The 21,692-nt window shown below is 65.6% G+C and carries 19 protein-coding genes; 11 read left to right on the forward strand and 8 right to left on the reverse strand.

What is annotated here, in order from left to right:
- Positions 1 to 960 carry a TAXI family TRAP transporter solute-binding subunit gene (locus tag D8Z78_RS19645; protein WP_121631978.1) on the reverse strand — a complete coding sequence of 320 codons (960 nt, stop codon included), beginning with the start codon at positions 958 to 960 and terminating at the stop codon, positions 1 to 3.
- A gap of 90 nt (positions 961 to 1,050) precedes the next feature.
- Here D8Z78_RS19645 and D8Z78_RS19650 point away from each other — a divergent pair, with 90 nt between their 5' ends.
- The 6 genes from D8Z78_RS19650 (at position 1,051) to D8Z78_RS19675 (ending at position 8,307) form a co-directional block, all read left to right on the forward strand.
- The gene (locus D8Z78_RS19650; RefSeq protein ID WP_121631910.1) at positions 1,051 to 1,977 is read left to right on the forward strand and encodes a LysR family transcriptional regulator; all 927 of its coding nucleotides are present in this window, start codon (positions 1,051 to 1,053) and stop codon (positions 1,975 to 1,977) included.
- A 304-nt stretch (positions 1,978 to 2,281) separates the two neighbouring features.
- The gene (xylF, locus tag D8Z78_RS19655; protein WP_121631911.1) at positions 2,282 to 3,304 is read left to right on the forward strand and encodes a D-xylose ABC transporter substrate-binding protein; all 1,023 of its coding nucleotides are present in this window, start codon (positions 2,282 to 2,284) and stop codon (positions 3,302 to 3,304) included.
- 104 nt (positions 3,305 to 3,408) lie between these two features.
- Positions 3,409 to 4,710 carry a sugar ABC transporter permease gene (locus D8Z78_RS19660; protein ID WP_121631912.1) on the forward strand — a complete coding sequence of 434 codons (1,302 nt, stop codon included), beginning with the start codon at positions 3,409 to 3,411 and terminating at the stop codon, positions 4,708 to 4,710.
- Positions 4,707 to 5,468 (forward strand): ATP-binding cassette domain-containing protein, encoded by a 762-nt coding sequence (locus D8Z78_RS19665; protein ID WP_121631913.1) that lies wholly within the window; start codon positions 4,707 to 4,709, stop codon positions 5,466 to 5,468. The genes D8Z78_RS19660 and D8Z78_RS19665 overlap by 4 nt, the downstream gene beginning before the upstream one ends.
- The gene (locus tag D8Z78_RS19670; RefSeq protein ID WP_121631914.1) at positions 5,468 to 6,994 is read left to right on the forward strand and encodes a CRTAC1 family protein; all 1,527 of its coding nucleotides are present in this window, start codon (positions 5,468 to 5,470) and stop codon (positions 6,992 to 6,994) included. Before D8Z78_RS19665 ends, D8Z78_RS19670 begins: the two co-directional genes overlap by 1 nt.
- Positions 6,991 to 8,307, forward strand: coding sequence for a cytochrome-c peroxidase (locus D8Z78_RS19675; protein ID WP_121631915.1), 1,317 nt, complete (start codon positions 6,991 to 6,993; stop codon positions 8,305 to 8,307). Before D8Z78_RS19670 ends, D8Z78_RS19675 begins: the two co-directional genes overlap by 4 nt.
- 8 nt (positions 8,308 to 8,315) lie before the next feature.
- Here the strand turns inward: D8Z78_RS19675 and D8Z78_RS19680 are convergent, their stop codons facing one another.
- The 6 genes from D8Z78_RS19680 to iolG form a co-directional block, all read right to left on the reverse strand.
- Positions 8,316 to 9,197, reverse strand: a complete 882-nt coding sequence (locus tag D8Z78_RS19680) for a MurR/RpiR family transcriptional regulator (RefSeq protein WP_121631916.1) — start codon at positions 9,195 to 9,197, stop codon at positions 8,316 to 8,318.
- Positions 9,198 to 9,318: 121 nt separating this feature from the next.
- Positions 9,319 to 10,431, reverse strand: a complete 1,113-nt coding sequence (locus D8Z78_RS19685) for a Gfo/Idh/MocA family protein (RefSeq protein ID WP_121631917.1) — start codon at positions 10,429 to 10,431, stop codon at positions 9,319 to 9,321.
- A complete protein-coding gene (locus tag D8Z78_RS19690) occupies positions 10,428 to 11,384 on the reverse strand; it encodes a hydroxyacid dehydrogenase (protein ID WP_121631918.1) in 957 nt (318 codons plus the stop codon). Before D8Z78_RS19690 ends, D8Z78_RS19685 begins: the two co-directional genes overlap by 4 nt.
- Positions 11,384 to 12,193 carry an HpcH/HpaI aldolase family protein gene (locus D8Z78_RS19695; protein ID WP_121631919.1) on the reverse strand — a complete coding sequence of 270 codons (810 nt, stop codon included), beginning with the start codon at positions 12,191 to 12,193 and terminating at the stop codon, positions 11,384 to 11,386. Before D8Z78_RS19695 ends, D8Z78_RS19690 begins: the two co-directional genes overlap by 1 nt.
- A gap of 12 nt (positions 12,194 to 12,205) precedes the next feature.
- On the reverse strand, positions 12,206 to 13,642 hold the full coding sequence (locus D8Z78_RS19700; RefSeq protein WP_121631920.1) for an NAD-dependent succinate-semialdehyde dehydrogenase: 1,437 nt from the start codon (positions 13,640 to 13,642) through the stop codon (positions 12,206 to 12,208).
- Positions 13,639 to 14,646 (reverse strand): inositol 2-dehydrogenase, encoded by a 1,008-nt coding sequence (iolG, locus tag D8Z78_RS19705; RefSeq protein WP_121631921.1) that lies wholly within the window; start codon positions 14,644 to 14,646, stop codon positions 13,639 to 13,641. The genes D8Z78_RS19700 and iolG overlap by 4 nt, the downstream gene beginning before the upstream one ends.
- A 98-nt stretch (positions 14,647 to 14,744) precedes the next feature.
- Between iolG and iolD the strand changes: the two genes are divergently transcribed.
- Genes iolD through D8Z78_RS19730 form a run of 5 tightly spaced genes read left to right on the forward strand, consistent with a single transcriptional unit; the run spans position 14,745 to position 20,544 of the window.
- On the forward strand, positions 14,745 to 16,619 hold the full coding sequence (iolD, locus tag D8Z78_RS19710) for a 3D-(3,5/4)-trihydroxycyclohexane-1,2-dione acylhydrolase (decyclizing) (RefSeq protein WP_121631922.1): 1,875 nt from the start codon (positions 14,745 to 14,747) through the stop codon (positions 16,617 to 16,619).
- Positions 16,619 to 17,515, forward strand: coding sequence for a myo-inosose-2 dehydratase (gene iolE / locus D8Z78_RS19715; RefSeq protein ID WP_121631923.1), 897 nt, complete (start codon positions 16,619 to 16,621; stop codon positions 17,513 to 17,515). Before iolD ends, iolE begins: the two co-directional genes overlap by 1 nt.
- The gene (locus D8Z78_RS19720; RefSeq protein WP_121631924.1) at positions 17,512 to 18,318 is read left to right on the forward strand and encodes an SDR family oxidoreductase; all 807 of its coding nucleotides are present in this window, start codon (positions 17,512 to 17,514) and stop codon (positions 18,316 to 18,318) included. Before iolE ends, D8Z78_RS19720 begins: the two co-directional genes overlap by 4 nt.
- A gap of 1 nt (position 18,319) precedes the next feature.
- Positions 18,320 to 19,378, forward strand: coding sequence for a sugar phosphate isomerase/epimerase family protein (locus tag D8Z78_RS19725; protein ID WP_121631925.1), 1,059 nt, complete (start codon positions 18,320 to 18,322; stop codon positions 19,376 to 19,378).
- Positions 19,379 to 19,410: 32 nt separating this feature from the next.
- A complete protein-coding gene (locus D8Z78_RS19730) occupies positions 19,411 to 20,544 on the forward strand; it encodes a Gfo/Idh/MocA family protein (RefSeq protein ID WP_121631980.1) in 1,134 nt (377 codons plus the stop codon).
- A gap of 33 nt (positions 20,545 to 20,577) precedes the next feature.
- On the opposite strand, the gene D8Z78_RS19735 is transcribed toward D8Z78_RS19730, so the two are convergent.
- Entirely contained in the window at positions 20,578 to 21,690 is a 1,113-nt protein-coding gene (locus D8Z78_RS19735) for an ABC transporter ATP-binding protein (protein WP_121631926.1), read from the reverse strand.
- Positions 21,691 to 21,692: the final 2 nt, after the last annotated feature.

Raw genomic sequence — 21,692 nt, forward strand, 5'->3', positions numbered from 1 at the left:
TCAGTCGGCCTTCAGCTTGGCCGGGACATCCATGCCCTGTTCCTCGAACCAGCGCAGCGCGCCGGGATGCAGCGGCACGGTGCCGTAATCCAGCGTCATCTGCGCCAGATCGGCGCCTTTGAGGCTGGCCATGGCATTGGCCTGTGCCGAGTCGTCGGCCATGATCGCCGCGACGATCTGGTAGGCGGTTTCGTCATCCATGCTGGCGGGGGCAGCGACGCCGACGCCAAAGGCCCATGTGCTGTAGGCGGGAATTCCGTCAGCCGCGCCTTCGGGGATTTCGACGACCGAGATGTCGGGCATGTCGCTGCGCAGCTTGTCGGCCTGCTCGGGCGACAGGCCCAGCACCTTGATGTCGGTCGCCACGGCGATGTCCATGGTCGAGCCGTCCAGTTTTGTCCCCGAGCCGGATTTGACGTAGCCCGCCACGCGGTTGTCCTTGATCGCGCCGACGATGTCGGTGGTCGAGCCGCGCACATAGTCGGCGGACAGGCCGAGCGTGGCGAACACCGCCTCGGTCGTGGCCTCGGTCGAGCCGCCCTTGATGCCGGGGTTGAACCGCTTGCCCGCCAGATCGGCGAGGCTTTCGGCACCGCTATCGGCGCGCACGATGACGTTTTGCGGCGCGTTGGTGTAGACCCAGAGCAGGCGCAGGTCCTGCGGGTTGCCGTCAAAGGCATTGGTCCCCGCCACCGCATGTTGCACGGCATTGGTCGTCACCAGCCCGAGGTCGATCTGTCCGCGCGCCATGCGGCGGATGTTGTCGAGCGTCGCGCCGGTCTCGACGACCGAGGCCTTCAGCCCCTCGACATTCTCGTTGATGAGCTGGCCGACGGCGACGAAATAGCCGTAATGGCTGGACGAGGCCGAGGTCGAGCCGATCAGCAGGTCTGTTTCCTGCGCGGCCAGCGGCGAAGCGAGAAGGGTCGCGCCCAAAAGCGCGGCGAGCGTATGTTTCATGGTGTCCTCCCTGACATGTCCTTGCGGATCGCGACCATGGTGCGCCATGGCGTCTGTTGCGAAAATAGACAATGTCTGCATAATTGATGCATGAATCGCAATAATATATCTCTGGCGGATTATCACGCCATTCTTGTCCTCAAGCAGACCGGCACGTTCCGCAGCGCCGCCGAGGCGCTGAAGCTGTCGCCCTCTGCGCTGTCGCGGCAGGTCTCGGCGCTGGAGACGCGGCTGGGCACGCGGCTGTTCGACCGGGATACGCGCAACGTCGCCCTAACCGCCAGCGGCGCGGTGCTGGCCGGGATCGCCGAGCGCATGGTCAACACCGCCGAGGACGCGCAGGCCGAATTCGACGCGCATCTGTCGGCGCGGCGCGGGCATCTGACGATTGCGGGCCTGCCCTCTGTCACCGCCGCGCTGCTGCCGGGCATCCTGCGCCGCTTCGCCGTGGCCCATCCCGAAATCGACCTGAAGATCATCGACGCCCTGTCCGACAGCGTGATCGACGTGGTCGAATCCGGGCGGGCCGAGATCGGGTTCACCGCCGGGACCGGGTCGGCGCGGTCGCGGCTGGCCTTCCAGCCGGTCACCGAGGACGCGTTTCTGGCAATCGGCGCGGCGGATGGTCCGCTGGCCGAGGACCGGGCCTATGACTGGGCCGAACTGGTCGAGATGCCGTTCATCGCCATGGCACGGGGCACGTCGGTGCGCGAGCTTCTGGACAGCGCCTGCCTGCGGCTGGGCCGTCCGCTGTCGCCGCGCTTCGAGGTGGCGCATCTGGCCACGGCGGGTGCCTTCGTGGCGGCGGGGCTGGGCGTGACCGCGCTGCCCGAACTGGCGCTTGCGGTCTTGCCCTCGGATCGGCTTGTCCGGCGCGAAATCCGCGACTTCGGCATCCGGCGCCGGATCGGGCTGGTGCGGCAACCGGGGCGGTCGCTGTCCCCGGCGGCCACGGCCTTCATGGAGGTGCTGACCCGCACGGCGCCGCGCCGGGCCGACCATCCCGCAACGCACTGAGCCCACCGGCACGGTGCAGCCCTTGGGGTCACACCCCGGCCACAGGTGGGCCGACAGGTCACAAACGCCTTGTCAGAGCCTATTGCCCAAGATCAAACTGGCAAAACGGTCATCAAGAGGGGTTGCAGCCCCGTCATCCAACCTGTCCGAATGACGGGTTTGGATGGAAACGCAGTTGCGACATGAGTTGCAACGTAAATTGCAGCAAATCAAAAATTGACAACAACCCATGAATCGGGGATGAAAGAGCAGGCGATATTCGCCTGAAGGGCCGGAGGGGCCCTTGGTTCCAGGGAGGAATTACATGAAAAAGACGATCCTGTTCGCGAGTGTCGCGATCGCAACTCTGGCAACGTCCGTTGCCGCCGAAGATCTGAAGGTCTGCGTCAGCTGGTCGAACTTCCGCGAAGAGCGCTGGAAGACGGACGAGGCCGCCATCAAGGGCGCGCTGGATGCGGCCAATGCAGAATACATCTCGGCTGACGCGCAGACCTCGGCGACCAAGCAGCTGGCCGATATCGAAGGCATGATCACCCAAGGGTGCAACTCGCTGATCATTCTGGCGCAGGACTCCGCCTCGATCGGGCCGGCTCTGGATGCGGCCGAGGATGCGGGCATCCCCGTGGTTGGCTATGACCGGATGATCGACGATCCCCGCGCCTATTACCTGACCTTCGACAACGTCGAGGTTGGTCGCATGCAGGCGCGCGAAGTCCTCAAGGCCCAGCCGAAGGGCCGCTATGTCATGATCAAGGGCTCGCCCGTCGATCCGAACGCAGACTTCCTGCGCGGCGGTCAGCAAGAAGTCCTGCAGGCGGCCATCGACGCCGGTGACATCGAGATCGTGGGCGAGTCCTACACTGATGACTGGCAGCCCGCCAACGCGCAGAAGAACATGGAGCAGATCCTGACCCAGACCAACAACGGCGTCGATGCGGTCGTGGCCTCCAACGACGGCACCGCCGGTGGTGTGGTCGCGGCGCTGACCGCGCAGGGCATGGAAGGTATCCCGGTCTCCGGTCAGGATGGCGACATGGCCGCGCTGAACCGCGTGGCTCTGGGCACCCAGACCGTGTCGGTGTGGAAGGACAGCCGTGCGCTTGGCAAGGCAGCGGGCGAGATCGCCGTGGCGCTGGCCTCTGGCACCGCGATGGCCGATGTCGAGGGCGCGGGCACCTTTACCTCGCCCAGCGGCAAGACCCTGACCGCCACCCTGCTGGCCCCGCAGCCGATCACCAAGGACAATCTGAACCTCGTGCTCGAAGCCGGTTGGATCTCCAAGGAGGCCCTCTGCGCTGGCGTTTCCGGCGTAGCCGTCTGCGAGTAACCGTCTCGTCACGATGACAGCGACGATGCCCGGGTGTGTCCCGGGCATCGTTCAAAGGGAGAACGGGCGCGGGGCCAAGGCCACGCCCGAGGGAGGATTCATAAATGACTGACACCGCGCAGGCACCGGGCCACTCGGCGACGAAGCGCAGCCTGATCGACGTGCTGGAACTGGATATCCGGCTGCTCGGGATGCTGGTTGCCTTCTTCGCGATTGCCGTGATCTTTACCATCTGGACGGGCGGGACGTTCCTGATCCCGCGCAACATCTTCAACATCACCGTGCAGACGGTGCCCGTTGCGATCATGGCCTGCGGCATGGTCTTCGTGATCGTCTCCCGTCACATCGACCTGTCCGTCGGTTCCATGCTGGCGATGTGCTCGGCCGTGATGGCGATGATGCAGGCCTATTGGCTGCCGTCGCTGCTTGGCCTTGAATACGGCAATCCGCTGATCCTGATCCTGACGATCCTGATCGGTCTTGGCGCGGGCACCTTGATGGGGGCGGCGACCGGCTGGCTCGTCGGCTATCAGGGCATCCCCTCGTTCATCGTGACGCTGGGCGGGCTGTTCATCTGGCGCAACGTGAACTGGTTCACCACCAATGGCCAATCCGTTTCGCTGACCGATCCGAACCTGCTGATGTTCGGCGGCACCGAAGGCGTCCTTGGCGCGCCGGTCAGCTACGCCTTGGGGGTTGCGGCCTCCGTCGTTGCGGTGCTGGTCATCCTCGCCGCCCGCAAGAACAAGGTCGGCCATGGCTTCACCGTCAAGCCGATGTGGGCCGAGACCGCCATGATGGCGGTGATCGTGGCCGCGATCATGATGTTCGTCACATGGCTGTCGCGCTACCCCATCCCGCCATCGAAGCTGCGCCGCATGTTCGAGGCGCGCGGCGAGACCGTGCCCGAGGGCTACACCGCCATGCATGGCCTGCCGATTTCGGTGCTGATCCTGATCCTCGTGGCGGTCGTCATGACCGTCGTGGCCCGCAAGACCCGGTTTGGCCGCTACATCTTTGCGGCGGGCGGTAACCCGGATGCGGCCGAGCTGTCCGGCATCAACACCCGCCTGCTGAACGTCAAGATCTTTGCGCTGATGGGCTTTCTGTGCGGCCTCGCGGCCTTGATCGCGCAGGCCCGCCTGCAAAGCCACGGCAACGATATCGGCATGCTCGAAGAGTTGCGCGTGATCGCTGCGGCGGTCATCGGCGGCACGGCGCTTTCGGGCGGCGTGGGCACGATCTACGGCGCCGTGCTGGGCGCGCTGATCATGCAAAGCCTGCAATCGGGCATGGCGATGGTCGGGGTCGACACGCCGTTTCAGAACATCATCGTGGGCCTCGTGCTGATCATCGCCGTCTGGGTCGACATCATCTATCGCAAGCGCATGGGGATCACGAAATGAACCGCAACGGACAGACACCCCTCGTCGAGATGAAGGACGTCTCGATCTCTTTCGGTGGCATCAAGGCGGTGGACCACGTGTCCATCGACCTCTACCCGGGCGAAGTCGTGGGCCTGCTGGGCCATAATGGCGCGGGCAAGTCGACGCTGATCAAGATCCTGTCGGGCGCCTACCAGATGGACGCCGGCGAGATCCGCATCAACGGCAAGAAAGCCACGATCGAGAACCCGCGCGACGCCCGCGCCCACAATATCGAGACGATCTACCAGACGCTGGCGCTGGCCGACAATCTCGATGCGGCGTCGAACCTGTTCCTCGGGCGCGAACTGGTGAAGAACGGGCTGGTCGACGATGCCAAGATGGAGGCGGAGACCCGCAAGATCATGGGTCGGCTCAATCCCAACTTCAAGAAGTTCAACGTGCCGGTCTCGGCGCTGTCGGGCGGTCAGCGCCAATCCGTCGCCATCGCCCGCGCGGTGTATTTCAACGCCCGCATCCTGATCATGGACGAACCCACCGCCGCGCTGGGTCCGCATGAGACGCAGATGGTGGCGGAACTGATCAGCGAGTTGAAGGCGCAGGGCCTTGGCATCTTCCTGATCGAACATGACATCCACAACGTGATGAAGCTGTGCGACCGCGCCAGCGTCATGAAGAATGGCGAATTGGTGGGCACGGTGAACGTGGACGAGGTGACGGATGACGACATTCTCGGCATGATCATCCTCGGCAAGAAACCGGCGCATCTGGCGGCGTGATGTCGCGTCTGCTGGCAGTTCTGCTGACCTTTCACATGCTTGGCACGGGCGGCAGCGCCCGGGCCGATGTGGCCTTTGCCCCGGTGTCCTTGCCCGTCGCGCATGAATATTCCGGCGGTTGGACGCATTTCGTCGGCGGCGGGGTGGCGGTGTTCGACTGTGACGGCGACGCCCGGCCCGACCTGTTCGCCGCCGGGGGCAGCGCGCCCGCGCTGCTGCTGCGCAACACCTCGGATGAGGGCGCGGTGTCCTTCGAGACCGCCGCTTTCCCGGAGATCGTGGAAACCACCGGCGCCTATCCCTTCGACGTGGATGGCGACGACCTGCTGGACCTCGTCGTTTTGCGCGCGGGCGAGAACCTGTTGCTGCGCGGCGACGGCACCTGCCAGTTCACCCCGGCCCCCGCCGCGTGGAATTTCGACGGCGGCACGGAATGGACCACCGCCTTTTCCGCCACATTCGAGGCGGGGCAGGACTGGCCGACCTTCGTCTTTGGCAATTACGTGGACGAGACCGACCCGGACGGCCCGTTCGAGGCCTGCGACGTCAATCACCTGATGCGCCCCGCGGGTCGCGCCTTTGGCCCGCGCCAGCCGCTGGAGCCGGGCTTTTGCGCGCTGTCCATGCTGATCTCTGACTGGAAACGCGATGGGCGCCCCGAGTTGCGCATCTCGAACGACCGTCAATATTACGTCAGCAACGGGCGCGAGCAGATGTTCGCGCTGGACCCGCTGCGGGAATATACCGAGGCGGATGGCTGGCCCACGATGAAGCTTTGGGGGATGGGCATCGCCAGCCGGGACATCACAGGTGACGGTCTGCCCGAGGTGGCGCTGACCTCGATGGGGGATCAGCCGCTGATGCTGAACCGGGGGCAGGGCGTGATGGAGCCTGCGCCCTATGACATGGGCACCTATGCGACGACCCCTTACATGGGCGATGACGGTCGGCCCTCGACCGGCTGGCAGGCGCAATGGGGCGACGTGGACAATGACGGGCGCGACGATCTGTTCATCGCCAAGGGCAATGTCGACCAGATGCCCTCCAACGCCATGGCCGATCCGAACAACCTGCTGATGCAGCAGACCGACGGGCGGTTCGTGGAGCGTGGCGATACGGCGGGGGTCGGGTCTGTGGCGCGGGCGCGCGGCGCGGCGCTGGTGGATTTCGACGGCGACGGGTTGCTGGACCTCGTGGTCAACAACCGGCGCGCGCCGCTGGAGGTCTGGCAAAACGTGACCGAGGGCGCGGGGCATTGGCTGGCCGTGGACCTGCGGCAGCCCGGGCCGAATACCCGCGCCATCGGCGCCTTCATCGAGGTGCGCAGCGGCGACAGGCTGCAAACGCGCGAGATCACCTCGGGCGGCGGTCATGCCTCGGGCACGCTGGGACCCGAGCATTTCGGGCTGGGTGCGGCCGAGCAGGCGGAGCTGCGCGTGATCTGGCCCGATGGGCAGACCGGCGACTGGCAGCGTGTCGCGGCCGATGCAAGCGTGCGGATCACCCGCACCGGAGGGGAGCCATGAAACACCTTGTCCTGCTTGCGGTTCTGGCCGCGCCGCTGGCGGCGCAGGATCTGCCGCCGCCGCTGACGGATGCGGATTTCCCAGAGCATCCGGCCGAAGAGGTCGCGCTGGGGCAATTGCTGTTCTGGGATGCGGAGCTGTCGGGCAACCGCAACATTTCCTGCGCCACCTGCCACCACCCGCGCTTTGGCACCTCGGACGGGCTGTCGCTGGGCATGGGCGAGGGCGGCACCGGCCTTGGCCCCGACCGCCGCGCCGACCCGTCGAACCTGCCCGAACAGCGCATCCCGCGCAACGCCCCGGCGCTGTGGAACGTGGGGGCGGAGGGCTTTACCGTGATGTTTCACGATGGCCGGATCGAGCGCGATCCGACCCGCCCGACCGGCTTTCGCACCCCGCTGGAGGATGACATGGTGGCGGGTTTCGCCTCGCTTCTGTCGGCCCAGACCATGTTCCCGGTGCTGTCCCCGGACGAGATGGCCGGGCATTACCAAGAGAACGAGATCTCGCGGCTGGTGCGGCAAGGGCGGCTGACCGGGGAGGATGGCGCATGGGCGGCGATCTCTGCGCGCATCGCGGCCATTCCCGAGTATCAAGAGCGGTTCGAACGGGTCTACCCGGAGGTGGCGCAGGGGCGGGCGCTGAATTTCACCGATATCTCCAATGCCATCGCCGCCTATATGACCTTCGATTTCCGGTCCGACACGAGCCCCTTCGATGCGGCCCTGCGCGCCGAGGCTCCCTTGCCGCCGGAGGCACAGGCCGGGGCGCTTTTGTTCTACGGAGAGGCGGGCTGCGCGACCTGCCATTCCGGCCCGCTGCTGACGGATATGCGGTTTCATGCCATGGGTGACGCGCAGATCGGTCCGGGCAAGAGCGAGCGCTTTGAAAGCCACCAGCGCGACACCGGGCGGATGCGCGTGACGGGACGCGCGGAGGATGCCTATGCCTTTCGGACGCCGTCGCTGCGCAACGTGACGTTGACCGCGCCCTATGGCCATGCGGGGGCGGTGCGCGACCTGCGGGCCTATCTGGCGCAGCATGGCTCGGGTGGGGAGGCGCTGGCGCAGTACGATCTGGGCGACGCGGTGCTGGTGCCGCTGGAGGGGCCGAAACCCGATCTGGCACCGGGCGCCGACGGGGCGGATTTCACGGCCATCGCTGCGGCCTCGCAGATGCGCGGGGCGCTGGACCCTGATGATCTGGACGCGCTGGTCGCGTTTCTGTCGACGCTGGAGGACCCGGTGGCGCGCGCCGGGGGCCGTATGGGCATCCCCGCCTCGGTGCCGTCCGGCTTGCCCGTGGAACGGTGACCCAGCCGCTAGGGCCGGGCCGTGACGAAGGGGATGCGCGGTTCCGTGTCGTCCTTTTGCAACCGCGCGGCCAAGGCCACCATCAACCCCTGTGCCAGGCACATGGGCGCGGCGAGCGAGCGTGAAAACGTGTATTCGTGCTCGGCCACGGTAAAGAGCAAGGCGGCGGGTTTGGCCAAGGGGGACAGGCTGCTGTCGGAAATCGCGATGATCGGCACCGCGGCCTTGGACGCCTCTTCGACGATGTTGACCACCTCGTTGGCGTAGAACCGGAACGAGACCGCGATCAGCAGATCCTCCGATGTCATGGTGCGCGCGACATGGGTGGCCAGCCCACCGCTGGAATCCAGCAAGACGCAGGGGCGGCCCAGCATCGTCAGGATGTAGCGCAGCAGGATCACGATCGGCTCGGACCGAAGCTGCCCTGCAAGGTAGACCGTGCGCGCCTCTTCGATCATCTGGGCGGCCCGGCTGAAATCGGCGGCATCGACCTTGTCCAGCAGGTCTTGCAGCGATGCGATGTCGCGCACCACGAGGTCGCGCAGGACATTCAATTCGGATTCGCCGTCGCGCAGCGACAACTCGCCTTCGAGCGCCTTCTTGCGGGCCTCGAAGCCGGGGGCGGCGGTGGTCAACCGGCGCTGATACAGCGATTGCAAATCCTTGAAGCCCGAATATCCCAGACTCTGGGCGAAGCGCACGAAGCTTGACGGGTGAATGCCGCATTGCTGGCCCATGGCGTTCACCGCCAACACCGCAACGTCGTTCGGATTCTGGGTCAGATACTCGGCAATCAGTTGATAGGTCTTGCTCATGCCGTCGAAACGTTCATGAATCAGGCGGATCAACGCCTCGTAATCTTCCGGTGGCTTCTGTTCCGCTCTGTCCATCGATCCCTCGCAGCCTCGCAGGTTCCATATTGATTGGAACTCCGGCAAATTCTATTCCGTTTCGAGAATTTCTGCAATTTTTGGTGTCGCCTTGTCTGGAAGCAGGGCGCGAAGCCCGGTGTCAGACGTCTTTCCAAGCCGCCGCGCGGGACGAGGACTGGATCGTCTCGACAAGGTGCTGGATGCGCGCGCCCGCGCGAAAGTTGAACGGCTCGGGCGTGTTGCCCGCCACCGCGTCCAGAAAGCCCGCCGCCTCGATTGCCTTGAGATCGTTGAAGCCGATCTGGTGCCCCGGCGCGACGCAGAACCGCCCATAAGGCGCGTGATCCGGCGCGGCCTCGATCCGGCGAAAGCCTTGCCTGCCGGGGGCGTCCCCGGTGCTGTAGAAATGCAGCTCGTTGAAGCGTTCCTGCGAAAAACACAGCGCGCCGCGCGTTCCGTAGACCTCGAAATCGTGCTGCATCTTGCGGCCCGTGGCGATCCAGTTGCCTTCGATCGACCCGGTGGCACCGTTTTCAAACCGAAGAAAGGCGCGGCCCACATCGTCGACCTCGACCGCGCGGGTGCCGCCTTGGCCGTCGGGGCGGGTGCCGATCATCGTCACGCAATCGCCCATGACGCGGGTGATCGGCCCCAGCAGGAATTCCGCCGTGGCAAGCGCGTGGCTGCCAATGTCAGCCAGCGCGCCGCCCCCCGCCGGATCGTGGCGAAAGGTAAACGGGGCGGTGGCGTCGGCCATGTAATCCTCGGCATGCAGGCCGCGATAGCCACGGATCTCGCCCAGCTCGCCACCGGCAATCATGTCGCGCGCCAGCCGCAGCATCGGGTTGCAGAGATAGTTGAAGCCGACCTGCGTTGTCACCCCGGCGCGCTCTGCCGCCTCGGCCATCGCGCGCGCGTCGCTGGCCAAGGGGGCCAGCGGTTTCTCGCAATAGACGTGTTTCCCGGCGGCGATGGAGGCCAGCGCCATCTCCTTGTGCAGGGCATTTGGGGCGGTGATGTTGATGACGTCGATCTCGGGGTTTGCGACCATCGCGCGCCAATCGTCGGTCGCATGGGCAAAGCCAAAGGCGCTGGCGGCGCGTTCGGCCAAGGGCATGGTCGCGTCGGCCAGCGTGTGGAAGGCCAGCCGGTAGGGCAGGTCAAAGACTTTCTCGGCGGTGGCATAGCCAAAGGCATGGGCCTTGCCCATGAAGCCCGATCCGATCAGGCCGATGGTCAGGGTCGGTTTCATATCTGGGTCCTGTTGACGATCAGGTCCGGGTCCAGCGTCCCGGACAGGAAATCGAGGATGTTCTGGGCCGAGCCGATGGCCATGCGTTCCGCCGCGCCCTCGGTCACGCCCGCGATATGCGGGGACAGGATCAGCTGGTCGAATTGCAGCAACGGGTGGTCCGGGGCAGGGGGTTCCTGCTCGAACACATCCAGCCCGGCGGCGCCAAGATGGCCGCTGCGCAGGGCGTCTGCCAGCGCGGTCTCATCGACGATGCCGCCGCGTGCGGTGTTCACGAGGATCGCGCCGGGTTTCATCATCGCCAGTTCGGGCGCGCCGATCAGCGGGCGCTCGCCCTTGGGCGCGCTGATCGAGACGACATCGGCCCAGGCCAGCGCCTCGGCCAGATCGTCCATCGCGGCGACCGGCCCGTCGGGCCAGCCGTGCCGTGACAGCCACGGATCATATGCGCGGATGTCCATGCCGAAGCCCGCCATCATCTGCGCCACGTGCCGCCCGATCCGGCCAAAGCCCGCGATCAGCAGGCAGCGCCCGCGTAGGTCTTGGGATTCGAGCGTGTTGCGCCAGCCCCACGGGCCTTGGCGCACCGATGCGTCGGCCCGCACTGCGCGTTTCGCGCAGGCGAGGATCATCATGCAGGCATGCTCGGCCACCGAATAGCTGTTCACATCGCCACAAACCGCCAGCGGAATGCCCCGCGCGGTCAGCGCCGCCACGTCCACCGCGTCATAGCCGACCCCGTGGCGCGAGACGATGCGCAAGCGGTCCGCCTTTGCCACCGTTTCGGCGCTGAGCGGCTGGGTGCGGATCAGCAGCGCGTCGGCCTCGGCGATGAAGGGGGCGTAGCTCTCCTCTGAAATCTCGTCGATATAGCGCACGGACATGTTCGGAGCGCCGTCCAGAACGGCCCGCCCGACGGGGTGCAGTTTTCCCGCGACTAGTACCTGTGGCATCAATAGGCCCCTTCGGTCGGGGTCTTGTCCGGCTGCGCCGACAGCCCTCGGAACGCATCGACCGAGGCCTTGGCCGCCCCGGCCAGCAACCGCGTGTCGCCGGACACCGTCACCATGTCAAAGCCCCAGCCGACCGCGCGCGCGGCATAGTCGGGCGTGCCGCAATGCAGCGCCGCCTTGATGCCTTGCGCGTGCGATACCGCGACGATGCGTTGAAGCGCCTCGATCATCTCGGGTTCCTCGCGGTCGAAACCGGGGGGGTATTTGCCATCATGCAGCGAAAAGGTCAGATCCGCAGGGCCCACATAGATGCCGTCCAGTCCGGGCGTGGTGGCGATGGCTTCGAGATTGGTCATGGCCTGTTTCGTCTCGACCATGGCCCAGCCGATGATCTTGTCATTGGCCTCCTGCGGGATGCCTGCCCCCTGCGCATACATCGCCCGCGTCGGGCCAAAGCTGCGCTGGCCCAGGGGGGGATAGCGCAGATAGCTGACGAATTCGGCGGCCTGTTCGGGGGTGTTGATCATCGGGCAGATGACCTGCATCGCGCCCGCATCCAGCGCCTTCATGATGGCGGCCGGGTCCAGCCACGGCACGCGCGCACCGATGGTGACGCCGCTGGCCCGCATCGCCTGAAACATCGGCAGCAGGTCGGAATAATCGACCGCGCCGTGTTGCCAGTCGATGCTGATCGCGTCATAGCCCTGCGCCGCCATGATTTCCGCGACAAAGGGACTGGCGATGGACAGCCAGCCATGCAGCACCGGTTTGCCCTGATCCCACAGGCCCTTGACCTTGTTCTCGATCATGTCCTTCCCCCCTCAAAAGACCATTTGGGTCAGCTTGGTGTCGAGGTAATCGGCAATCCCCTCGACGCCGCCTTCGCGACCCATGCCCGAGAAATTCGTACCGCCAAAGGGCACCTCGGACGCGGCCAGCGCGAAGGAATTGATGCCCACCATCCCGGCCTTGAGCGCGGCCTGCGTGCGGCGCGCGCGGTCCGGCGAGCGGGTAAAGGCATAGGCGGCCAGCCCCATATCCGAGGCATTGGCCCGGCTCAGCGCCTCATCCTCGTCGGCAAAGCGGGTGATCGCCGCGACGGGGCCGAAATTCTCGTCGGCAAAGACGGTCATGTCGTCGGTGACATGGGTCAGCACGGTGGGTTCGTAGAAATGCCCCTCGTTGAAGCCCGCCGCCCGTTGACCGCCGGTTTCCAGCCGCGCGCCCTGCGCAACCGCGTCCTGCACGATGCCGTCGATCTCGGACAGGCGGCGCGCATTGATGAGCGGGCCCATGGTCGTGGCAGGCGCAAGCCCGTCGCCAAGCGTGATGGCCCGCGCCCGGGTCACGAAGCCCTCGACAAAGGCGTCATGCAGCGACTCGTGGATAAAGAAGCGGTCCGGCGTGACGCAGACCTGCCCGCAATTTGCGAATTTCGTCGGAACGACCGCGTCCAGCGCCGCCTGCAGATCGGCATCGTCATAGAGGATGAACGGCGCGTTGCCGCCCAGTTCCATCGAGACCTTCTTCACCGTCTCGGCGGCGTCGCGGATCATCTGCTGACCGACGCGGGTCGATCCGGTGAGCGACACCTTGCGGACGCGCGTGTCGGCCATGATCACGTCATAGGTCGCGGCGGTCGTGCCTGCGACAAGGTTCACGGCCCCCTCGGGCAGGCCCACATCGCGCAGGCAGTCGGTCATGATCATCGCCACACCCGGCGTCTGCGAGGAGGGCCGCAGCACCACCGGGCATCCCGCAGCCAGCGCCGGGGCCAGCTTGCGGGCGGGCAGCGCGGCGGGGAAGTTCCACGCGGTGAAGGCGCCGACGATGCCGACCGGCTCCTGCGTCACCTCGAAGCGCCCGCCGGGCACGCGGGCCTCGACGATGCGGCCATAGATGCGGCGGGCCTCTTCGGCGTACCAGCGGAACTGGTCGCAGGCGAGCGCCCATTCACGGCCTGCCTGCGCGAGCGGCTTGCCGGTCTCGGTCGAGATCATCTGCATGGCGTCATCGGTGCGCGCCAGCATGGCATCGGCGGCCTTGTGCAGCGCATCGGCGCGGTCAAAACCACCCATGTCGCGCAGCTTGGGCAGGGCATCGGCGGCGGCATCGACGGCGGCGCGGGTGTCGTCGGCGGTGGCGGCGGCCAGCGTCCCCAGCGGCTTTTCCGATACCGGAGAGAAGACCGCCAAATCGGCGCCGCCCGCCTGCCAGCCGCCCCCGATGAAACAGCCGAAATCGGCGTAAAGGGTCATGCCAGTTCCTCCACTTTGACGGGGCGTCCTTCGCGGACCGACAGGATCGCGGCCTCGGCCAGAACCAGCGCCTTGGCCCCGTCGTCAAAGCCGACGGGGGCGGGCTTGCCCTGCTCGACCGCATCGACGAAGGCGTCGATTTCGGCGGCGAAAGCCTGTGCATACCGCTCGATGAAAAAGTTCAGCAGCGGCGGTTGGCTCTCCGTGGCGCTTGCGTTGAACAGGCGCACCGTGCGCTCGGGGTGATTTTCCGAAAGCGCCATGCCCGCATCGCCAAAGGCCTCGACCCGCTGGTCATAGCCATAGACGGCGCGGCGCGAATTGGAGATCACGCATTGCTTGCCGCTGGCGGTCGTCATGGTCACGGTCACCGTGTCGTAATCGTCGCAGCGCGCCATCAGATCGGGGTCGACAAGGCGCGCGCCGATGGCCGAAACGGTGGTGAAGTCCTCGCCCATGATGAAGCGCGCCATGTCGAAATCGTGGATCGTCATATCGCGGAAAATGCCGCCCGAGACCTCGATATAGGCGGCGGGGGCCATGCCCGGATCGCGCGAGGTGATCGTGACCTGATGTACCTCGCCGATCTGCCCGGCCTCGATCGCCTGCCGGACGCCCGCATGACCACGGTCGAAACGGCGGACAAAGCCCAGCATGATCGGCAAATCCGTGCCCTTGATCCGCTCGGCGCAGAGTTTGACCCGGTCCAGCGACAGGTCGATGGGCTTTTCGCACAGCACCGGCTTGCCCGCCGCGATGGCCGCTTCGAGCAGGTCCGCATGGGTGGGCGTCGAGGTGGCGATCAGCACCGCGTCGACCTCGGTCGAGGCCAGCACCGCCTCGGCGCTGTCGAACTTGGTCACGCCCAGTGTTTCGGCAATATCCTGCGCGGCGGCGTCGACCACATCGAACACCCCCGCCAGCGTTGCGCGGGGATGGGTGTGGATGTTCTCGGCATGCATGCGGCCAATCCGGCCACAGCCGAGCACGGCGATTTTCAACATGGAATCCTCCCTCGGAATTTGTGCAATGATCGTTGCGGAATGAAAACTTTGTCAATATACATTTCTGAAATGAGGAGAATCTGACGGGAGGACGGCTCATGGCCGACGGGACAATTCGCCTGACGATGGGGCAGGCTGTGGTGCGCTACCTGTGTGCGCAATTCACGATGATCGACGGCGAAAAGGTGCCTTTGTTCGCGGGCGTGTTCGGCATCTTCGGCCATGGCAACGTGACGTGCCTCAGCGAGGCGCTGGAACAGGTGCAGGACCAATTGCCGACATGGCGCGGCCAGAACGAGCAGTCCATGGCGCTGGCGGCGGTGGGCTTTGCCAAGGCGAAACTGCGCCGTCAGATCATGATCGCGACCTCCTCGGTCGGGCCGGGGGCGACGAATATGATCACCGCCGCAGGCACGGCCCATGCCAACCGCCTGCCGCTGTTGCTGCTGGCCGGGGACACCTATGTCAACCGCCTGCCGGACCCGGTGTTGCAACAGGTCGAGCATTACGGCGATCCGACGATCACGGTGAATGACGGGTTCAAGGCGGTGTCGCGCTATTGGGACCGGATCGTGCATCCGGCGCAGATCCTGTCCTCGCTGCCCAATGCGCTGCGCGTCATGTTGGACCCCGCCGATTGCGGCCCGGCCTTCATCGGGCTGCCGCAGGATATTCAGGAAATCGCCTACGACTATCCCGAGGCGTTCTTTGCCGAGAAGGTCTGGGAAATCCCGCGCCCGCGCCCCGCGCGCAGCGAGATCGACAAGGCGGTGGCCTTGCTGAAGACTGCCAAGGCGCCGTTCATCATCTCGGGCGGTGGCGTGCGCTATTCCGGGGCCGGTCAGGCGCTGGCGGAGTTCGCGGTGAAACGCGGCATCCCCTTTACCGAGACCATCGCGGGCAAAGCGGCGGTGGTCCATGACCACCCGGCCTATACCGGCGCGATGGGGATCGAGGGCACCGACGCGGCGAAAGCCATGGCCGAGACGGCGGATGTGGTGATTGCCGTGGGCACGCGCTTGCAGGATTTCACCACCGGGTCGTGGACGACCTTTGCCAAGGATGCGACGTTCATCAACATCAACGCCGCGCGCTTTGACGCGTCCAAGCATTTTGCCCAGCCGGTCGTGGGCGATGCGCTGGAATGCCTGTCTGAGCTGGATGCGGCGCTGGGGGACTGGGCCTGCGATCCGGCGCAGATGACCCGCGCGCAGGAGCTTTATGCCGAGTGGAACAAGGGGCTCGACGCGTGGCAGGCCGCCGACAACGCCGAGGTGCCCAGCTATGCGCAGGTCATCAAGGTGGTGAACGATCACGCCACGGTGGACGATACCATGGTCACGGCAGCGGGCGGCTTGCCCGGCGAGACGGCCAAGAACTGGCGGGTGAAGGCGCCCAACACCTATGATCTGGAATTCGGCTTTTCCTGCATGGGTTACGAGATCGCCGGGGGCTGGGGCCATGCCATGGCCAAGGTCCAGCCCGATGGCACCCAAAAGGGCGTGCCCATCGTCATGGTCGGCGATGGCAGCTACATGATGATGAACTCGGATATCTACTCGACGGTCTTGACCGGCCACAAGATGATCGTCGTGGTCTGCGACAATGGCGGGTTCGGGGTCATCAACCGGCTTCAGACGGGGATGGGCGTGCCGGGGTTCAACTGCCTGCTCAAGGATGCGCGCATCCAGAACAAGGACAACCCGCAACACGTGGACTTCGCCGCCCATGCCCGCGCCATGGGGGCCGAGGCGCGGTTCTGCGAAAGCCTCGCCGATCTGGGCGACGCGATGGATTGGGCGCAGGGCACCGACCGCACGACCGTTCTGGTGATCAACTCGGATGCCTACAAATGGACCGATGGCGGGGCCGATTGGTATGTCGGCGTGCCCGAGATCAACGACCGCGACAGCATCCGCAAGGCCCGCGAGGGGCAGGAAGCCTTCCGCGCCAAGCAGCGACGGGGGGTCTGATGCCAAAGGCGAAACTGGGCATCGCGCCGATTGCGTGGTGGAATGACGATCTGGCAGAGCTGTCCGACGATGTCAGCCTTGACGAATGCCTGCGACAGGCCGCCGAGGCGGGCCTGACCGGGATGGAGACCGGGCGGCGCTTTCCCATGGACATGGACGAACTGGGGCCGGTCCTTGCGCGGCACGGGATGTCTGTGTGTGGCGGCTGGTTTTCCGGCCTGCTTCTGGACGGCGATATCGAGGTCGAGAAAGAGCGGATCGCGCAGCAGCTTGCGTTCTTCAAGGCGGCGGGCGCGCCTTGCATCGTCTATGGCGAAACGGCGCGGTCGGTGCAGGGCGAACGCCAAACGCCGCTGGCGCAAAAGCCGGTCCTGACCGAGGCCGAGATGGCTGCCTATGGGCGCAAGATCAGCGATTTCGCCGATTGGTGCGCGGGCGAGGGGATGCCCATCGCCTATCACCACCACATGGCGGCGGTCGTGGAAACCGAGGCCGAACTTGACCTGCTGATGAAGCATTCCTCGGTGTCGCTGTTGTTCGACGCAGGCCACATGGCCTTTGCCGGGGGTGACAATTTCCGGGTGATCGACAATCACCACGCCCGGATCACCCATGTGCATACAAAGGACATTCGCCGCGCCGTGGTGGATGGGCTGGACCGCACGCGGGAAAGCTTTCTCGAAGCGGTGATCAAGGGGGCCTTTACCGTGCCCGGCGACGGCTCGCTCGATTTCGAGGCCATCGTCAGGGCGCTGGCCGACACGGGCTACGAGGGCTGGTTCGTCATCGAAGCGGAACAGGACCCGAAGGTCAGCCCGCCGCTTGAGATGGCGATCAAGGGGCGCAAGGAACTGAAACGCGTCATGGACGCAAGCGGATACGAGGTGACGACATGAACAGCATCGATGGAAAGGTCGCCGTGATCACCGGCGGCACGCAAGGTCTGGGCGCGGCCATCGCGCGGGTATTTGCCGCCGCCGGTGCGGCGGGCATCGTGCTGGTCGGGCGCGGCGTCGAAAAGGGCCAGCGCGTCGCGGATGCGATCAAGGCCGAGCATGGCACCGATGTGCGCGTCGTCGCCGCCGATTTGGGCGTGATCGACGATGTGCAGGCCCTCATCCCGCAGGTCGACGCCGCCTTTGGCCGGGTCGATATCCTTGTGAATGCCGCCGGTCTGACGGATCGCGGCAATATCCTCGATACCTCGCCCGAGCTGTTCGACCGCATGTTCGCCGTCAACACCCGCGCGCCCTTCTTCCTGATCCAAGACGCGGCCAAGGTGATGATCCGCGAAGGCATCGAGGGCCGCATCGTCAATATCGGCTCGATGTCCGAACATGCGGGCCAGCCGTTCCTTGCGCCCTATTCCGCCTCGAAAGGCGCGCTGGCGACGCTGACGCGCAATGCGGGCTACGCGCTGATGCGCAACCGGATTCACGTCAACCAACTGGCGATCGGCTGGATGAATTCCGACCATGAGCGCAAGCTGATCGAGGCGGAAACCGGCGATGCGGGCTTTATCGACCGCGCGGCGGCGGGCAAGCCCTTTGGGCGGATTCTCGACCCGGTCGAGGTCGCGAAGGCGGTGCTTTGGATGGCCTCCGACGACAGCGGCATGATGACCGGCGCCATCGTCAATTTCGACCAGTCGATCTGGGGCGCCTATGACGATGCGCCGACCCCGGACAAGGCCCTGTGACATGAAGACGATCAAGGGACCGGCGGTCTTCCTCGCGCAATTCGCCGCCGATGAGCCGCCGTACAATTCGCTGGGCAGCCTTGCGGACTGGGCGGTGGCCAAGGGCTTCAAGGGGGTGCAGATCCCCACATGGGACACGCGCCTGATCGACATGCAGCAGGCCGCCGAAAGCGACAGCTATCTGGACGACCTTCAGGGGATGCTGGCGGACAAGGGGCTGGTGCTGACCGAATTCGCCTCGCATATCACCGGGCAGTTGGTGGCGGTGCATCCGGCGCATGACCAGATCATGGACAGCTTTGCCCCCGAGGCCGTGCGCGGCAATCCCACCGCCCGGCGCGACTGGGCCGAGCGCCAGCTGCGCTACGCCGCCCGCGCCTCGGCCAAGCTGGGGCTTACCACGCATACGACCTTTCCCGGCTCGCTGCTTTGGCCCTATATCTATCCCTATCCGCAATGGCCCGAGGGACTGATCGACGAGGCCTTCACCGAACTCGCCGCGCGCTGGCGGCCGATCCTCGACGATTTCGACGCGCATGGGGTGGATGCCTGTTTCGAAATCCATCCCAGCGAGGACGTCCATGACGGCCATTCGTGGGAGTATTTCCTCGACAAGCTGGACGGGCATCCCCGCGCCAATATCATGTATGACCCCAGCCACTTCGTGCTTCAGGCGCTGGATTACCTGGCCTTCATCGACCACTATCACGACCGGATCAAGGCGTTCCACGTCAAGGATGCCGAGTTCCGCCCCGACGGCAAATCCGGGGCCTATGGCGGCTTCATGCCGTGGTCGAAACGGGCCGGGCGGTTCCGCAGCCCCGGCGACGGACAGGTGGATTTCGGCGCAATCTTTACCAAGCTGTCGACCTATGGGTTCGACGGCTGGGCCACGCTGGAATGGGAATGTTTCATCAAGAACCCCGAGGACGGCGCCGCCGAAGGTGCGCGCTTCATTGCCGATCACATCATCAAGGTCTCGGACCGGGCGTTTGACGATTTTGTCAAATCCGGCGCGGACCGTCAGGCAAACCGGGCGATGCTTGGACTGGAGAACTGAGAATGAGCTACGAACGCAAGCTGCGCCTCGGCATGGTTGGCGGCGGGGAGGGGGCCTATATCGGCAACATCCACCGCATCGCCGCCCGTCTGGACGGGCAATGGGATCTGGTGGCGGGGGCCTTCGATGTGGACCCCGACAAGGGCCGCGCCTTTGCGCTGTCGCAAGGGCTGGACGAGACCCGCGCCTATGGCGATTATCAGGCCCTGATCGCGGGCGAGGCGGCGCGCGCCGATCGCGTCGACGCGGTCGCCATCTGCACCCCGAATTTCACCCATTACCCGATCGCCAAGGCGCTGATCGAAGCTGGCTTTGACGTCATCTGCGAAAAGCCCCTGACGGCCACGTTGCAGGACGCCATCGCGCTGGAAGAGCTGGCGCGCCGCTCGGGCCGGTTCGTCGGTGTGACCTATACCTACTCCGGCTACCCGATGGTCCACGAGGCCCGCGTGCGCATCGCCGCCGGAGAGATCGGCGCGGTGCGGACGGTGCAGGTGGAATACTCGCTGGAATGGATGGCCACGGCCATCGAACAGCAGGGCAATGCGCAGGCCGCATGGCGCACCGACCCGACGAAGAACGGGCGCGGCGGCTCCATCGGGGATATCGGCACCCACGCCTATCACTTGGCCGGGTTCGTCACCGGTCTGACGCTGGAAAGCCTGACCGCCGATCTGGCCACCTTTGTCGATGGCCGCGCGCTGGATGACAATGCGCATGTGATGATGCGCTACGACGGGGGCGCGCGGGGCTTGCTATGGTCGTCGCAGGTGGCCTTGGGGAATTCCAACGGCGTGCGGCTGCGGGTCTTTGGCGAGACGGGCTCGTTTCAATGGTTTCAGGAGCAGCCGAACGAGTTGGTCTACCAGCCGCTGGGCGGTCGGGTGCAGCTGATCAAGCGCGGCTCTGACGAAGTGTCGATGGATGCACAGGTGCGGATGCGGACCCCGCCGGGCCATCCCGAAGGTTATCTCGAAGCGTTTGCCAACCTCTATGCAGGCTTTGCCGAGGCCATCCGCGCCCGTACCGCCGGGCGTGATCCGGGTCTCTTGGGTCAAAACCTGCCCTTGGCCTATGACGGGCTCAAGGGGGTGGCATTCGTCGAGGCCGTGGTCGACAGCGCCGAAAGCGAACAGCCGGTCTGGCTGGTGCCCGTGGCCGTATGAGGGCGGGCGCAGGCGTTTGGCCTGTGGTTCGGCTCAGGTGAGACGGAGGCGCTGCTCCGTGCGTGGGTCGAACAGCACGGCCTTGTCCATGTTCACGGCGAAATCGCAGGTTTGGCCGGGGGTCAGGCGGGTGTCGGCGCGCATGCGGCTGATGGCATCCTTGCCGCCCAGCGTCGTGGTGACGAAGGTATCGGAGCCGGCCGGTTCGACCACGTCGACAGGGTTGCGAAAGGTCACGATATTGCGGGCGTGGCGGTCCGCGCCTTCGGTGTCAGTCAGCGCCTCGGGGCGCAGGCCGAACAGCAGGGCATCCCCATCTTGCGCGCCCCCCGGCGTGCCGGTGAGGGGCAGCGCCACCGGCTGACCGGCCCCATCCGCGATCTCGACCGCAGCCTGCCCGTTCAGCCGCAACCGGGCCGGGATCAGGTTCATCGAGGGCGACCCCATGAAGCTGGCGACGAAAACGTTTGCCGGGTCGTCATAGACCTCTTGCGGGGTGCCAAGCTGCTGGACATAGCCGCCATTCATCACCGCGATCCGGGTGGACAGGGTCAGCGCCTCGATCTGGTCATGGGTGACGTAGACGACGGTGGTCTTGAGCTTTTCATGCAGCTTTTTGATCTCGGTCCGCATGTCGACGCGCAGCTTGGCGTCGAGGTTCGAGAGCGGTTCGTCGAACAGGAACACGTCCGGATCGCGGACCAAGGCGCGCCCCATGGCGACGCGCTGCCGCTGCCCGCCGGACAGTTGCCCCGGCTTGCGGTCCAGAAGCGGCTCGATCTGAAGGAGCGCGGCCACGTCCTTCAGCGCCTTGTCCCGTTCGGGCTTGGGCACGCCGTGCATTTCGAGGCCAAAGGTCATGTTCTGCGCGACGCTCATGTTCGGGTACAAAGCGTAGCTTTGAAACACCATGGCGATGTTGCGTTTCGACGGGTGCACGGCGTTCACCACGCGCCCGTTGATGGCAATCTCGCCGCTGGTGATCCCTTCGAGCCCGGCGATCATGTTCAGTAGCGTGGACTTGCCACAGCCCGAAGGGCCGACGAGCACGAGGAACTCGCCCTCTTGCACGGAAATGTCCACCTGATGCAGCACTTCGACCGCGCCGTAGGACTTGGTGACGTTGCGGATGTCGAGAAAACCCATGG

The sequence above is a fragment of the Tropicibacter alexandrii genome (genome assembly GCF_003667315.2).
GTDB classification, from domain to species: domain Bacteria; phylum Pseudomonadota; class Alphaproteobacteria; order Rhodobacterales; family Rhodobacteraceae; genus Tropicibacter; species Tropicibacter alexandrii.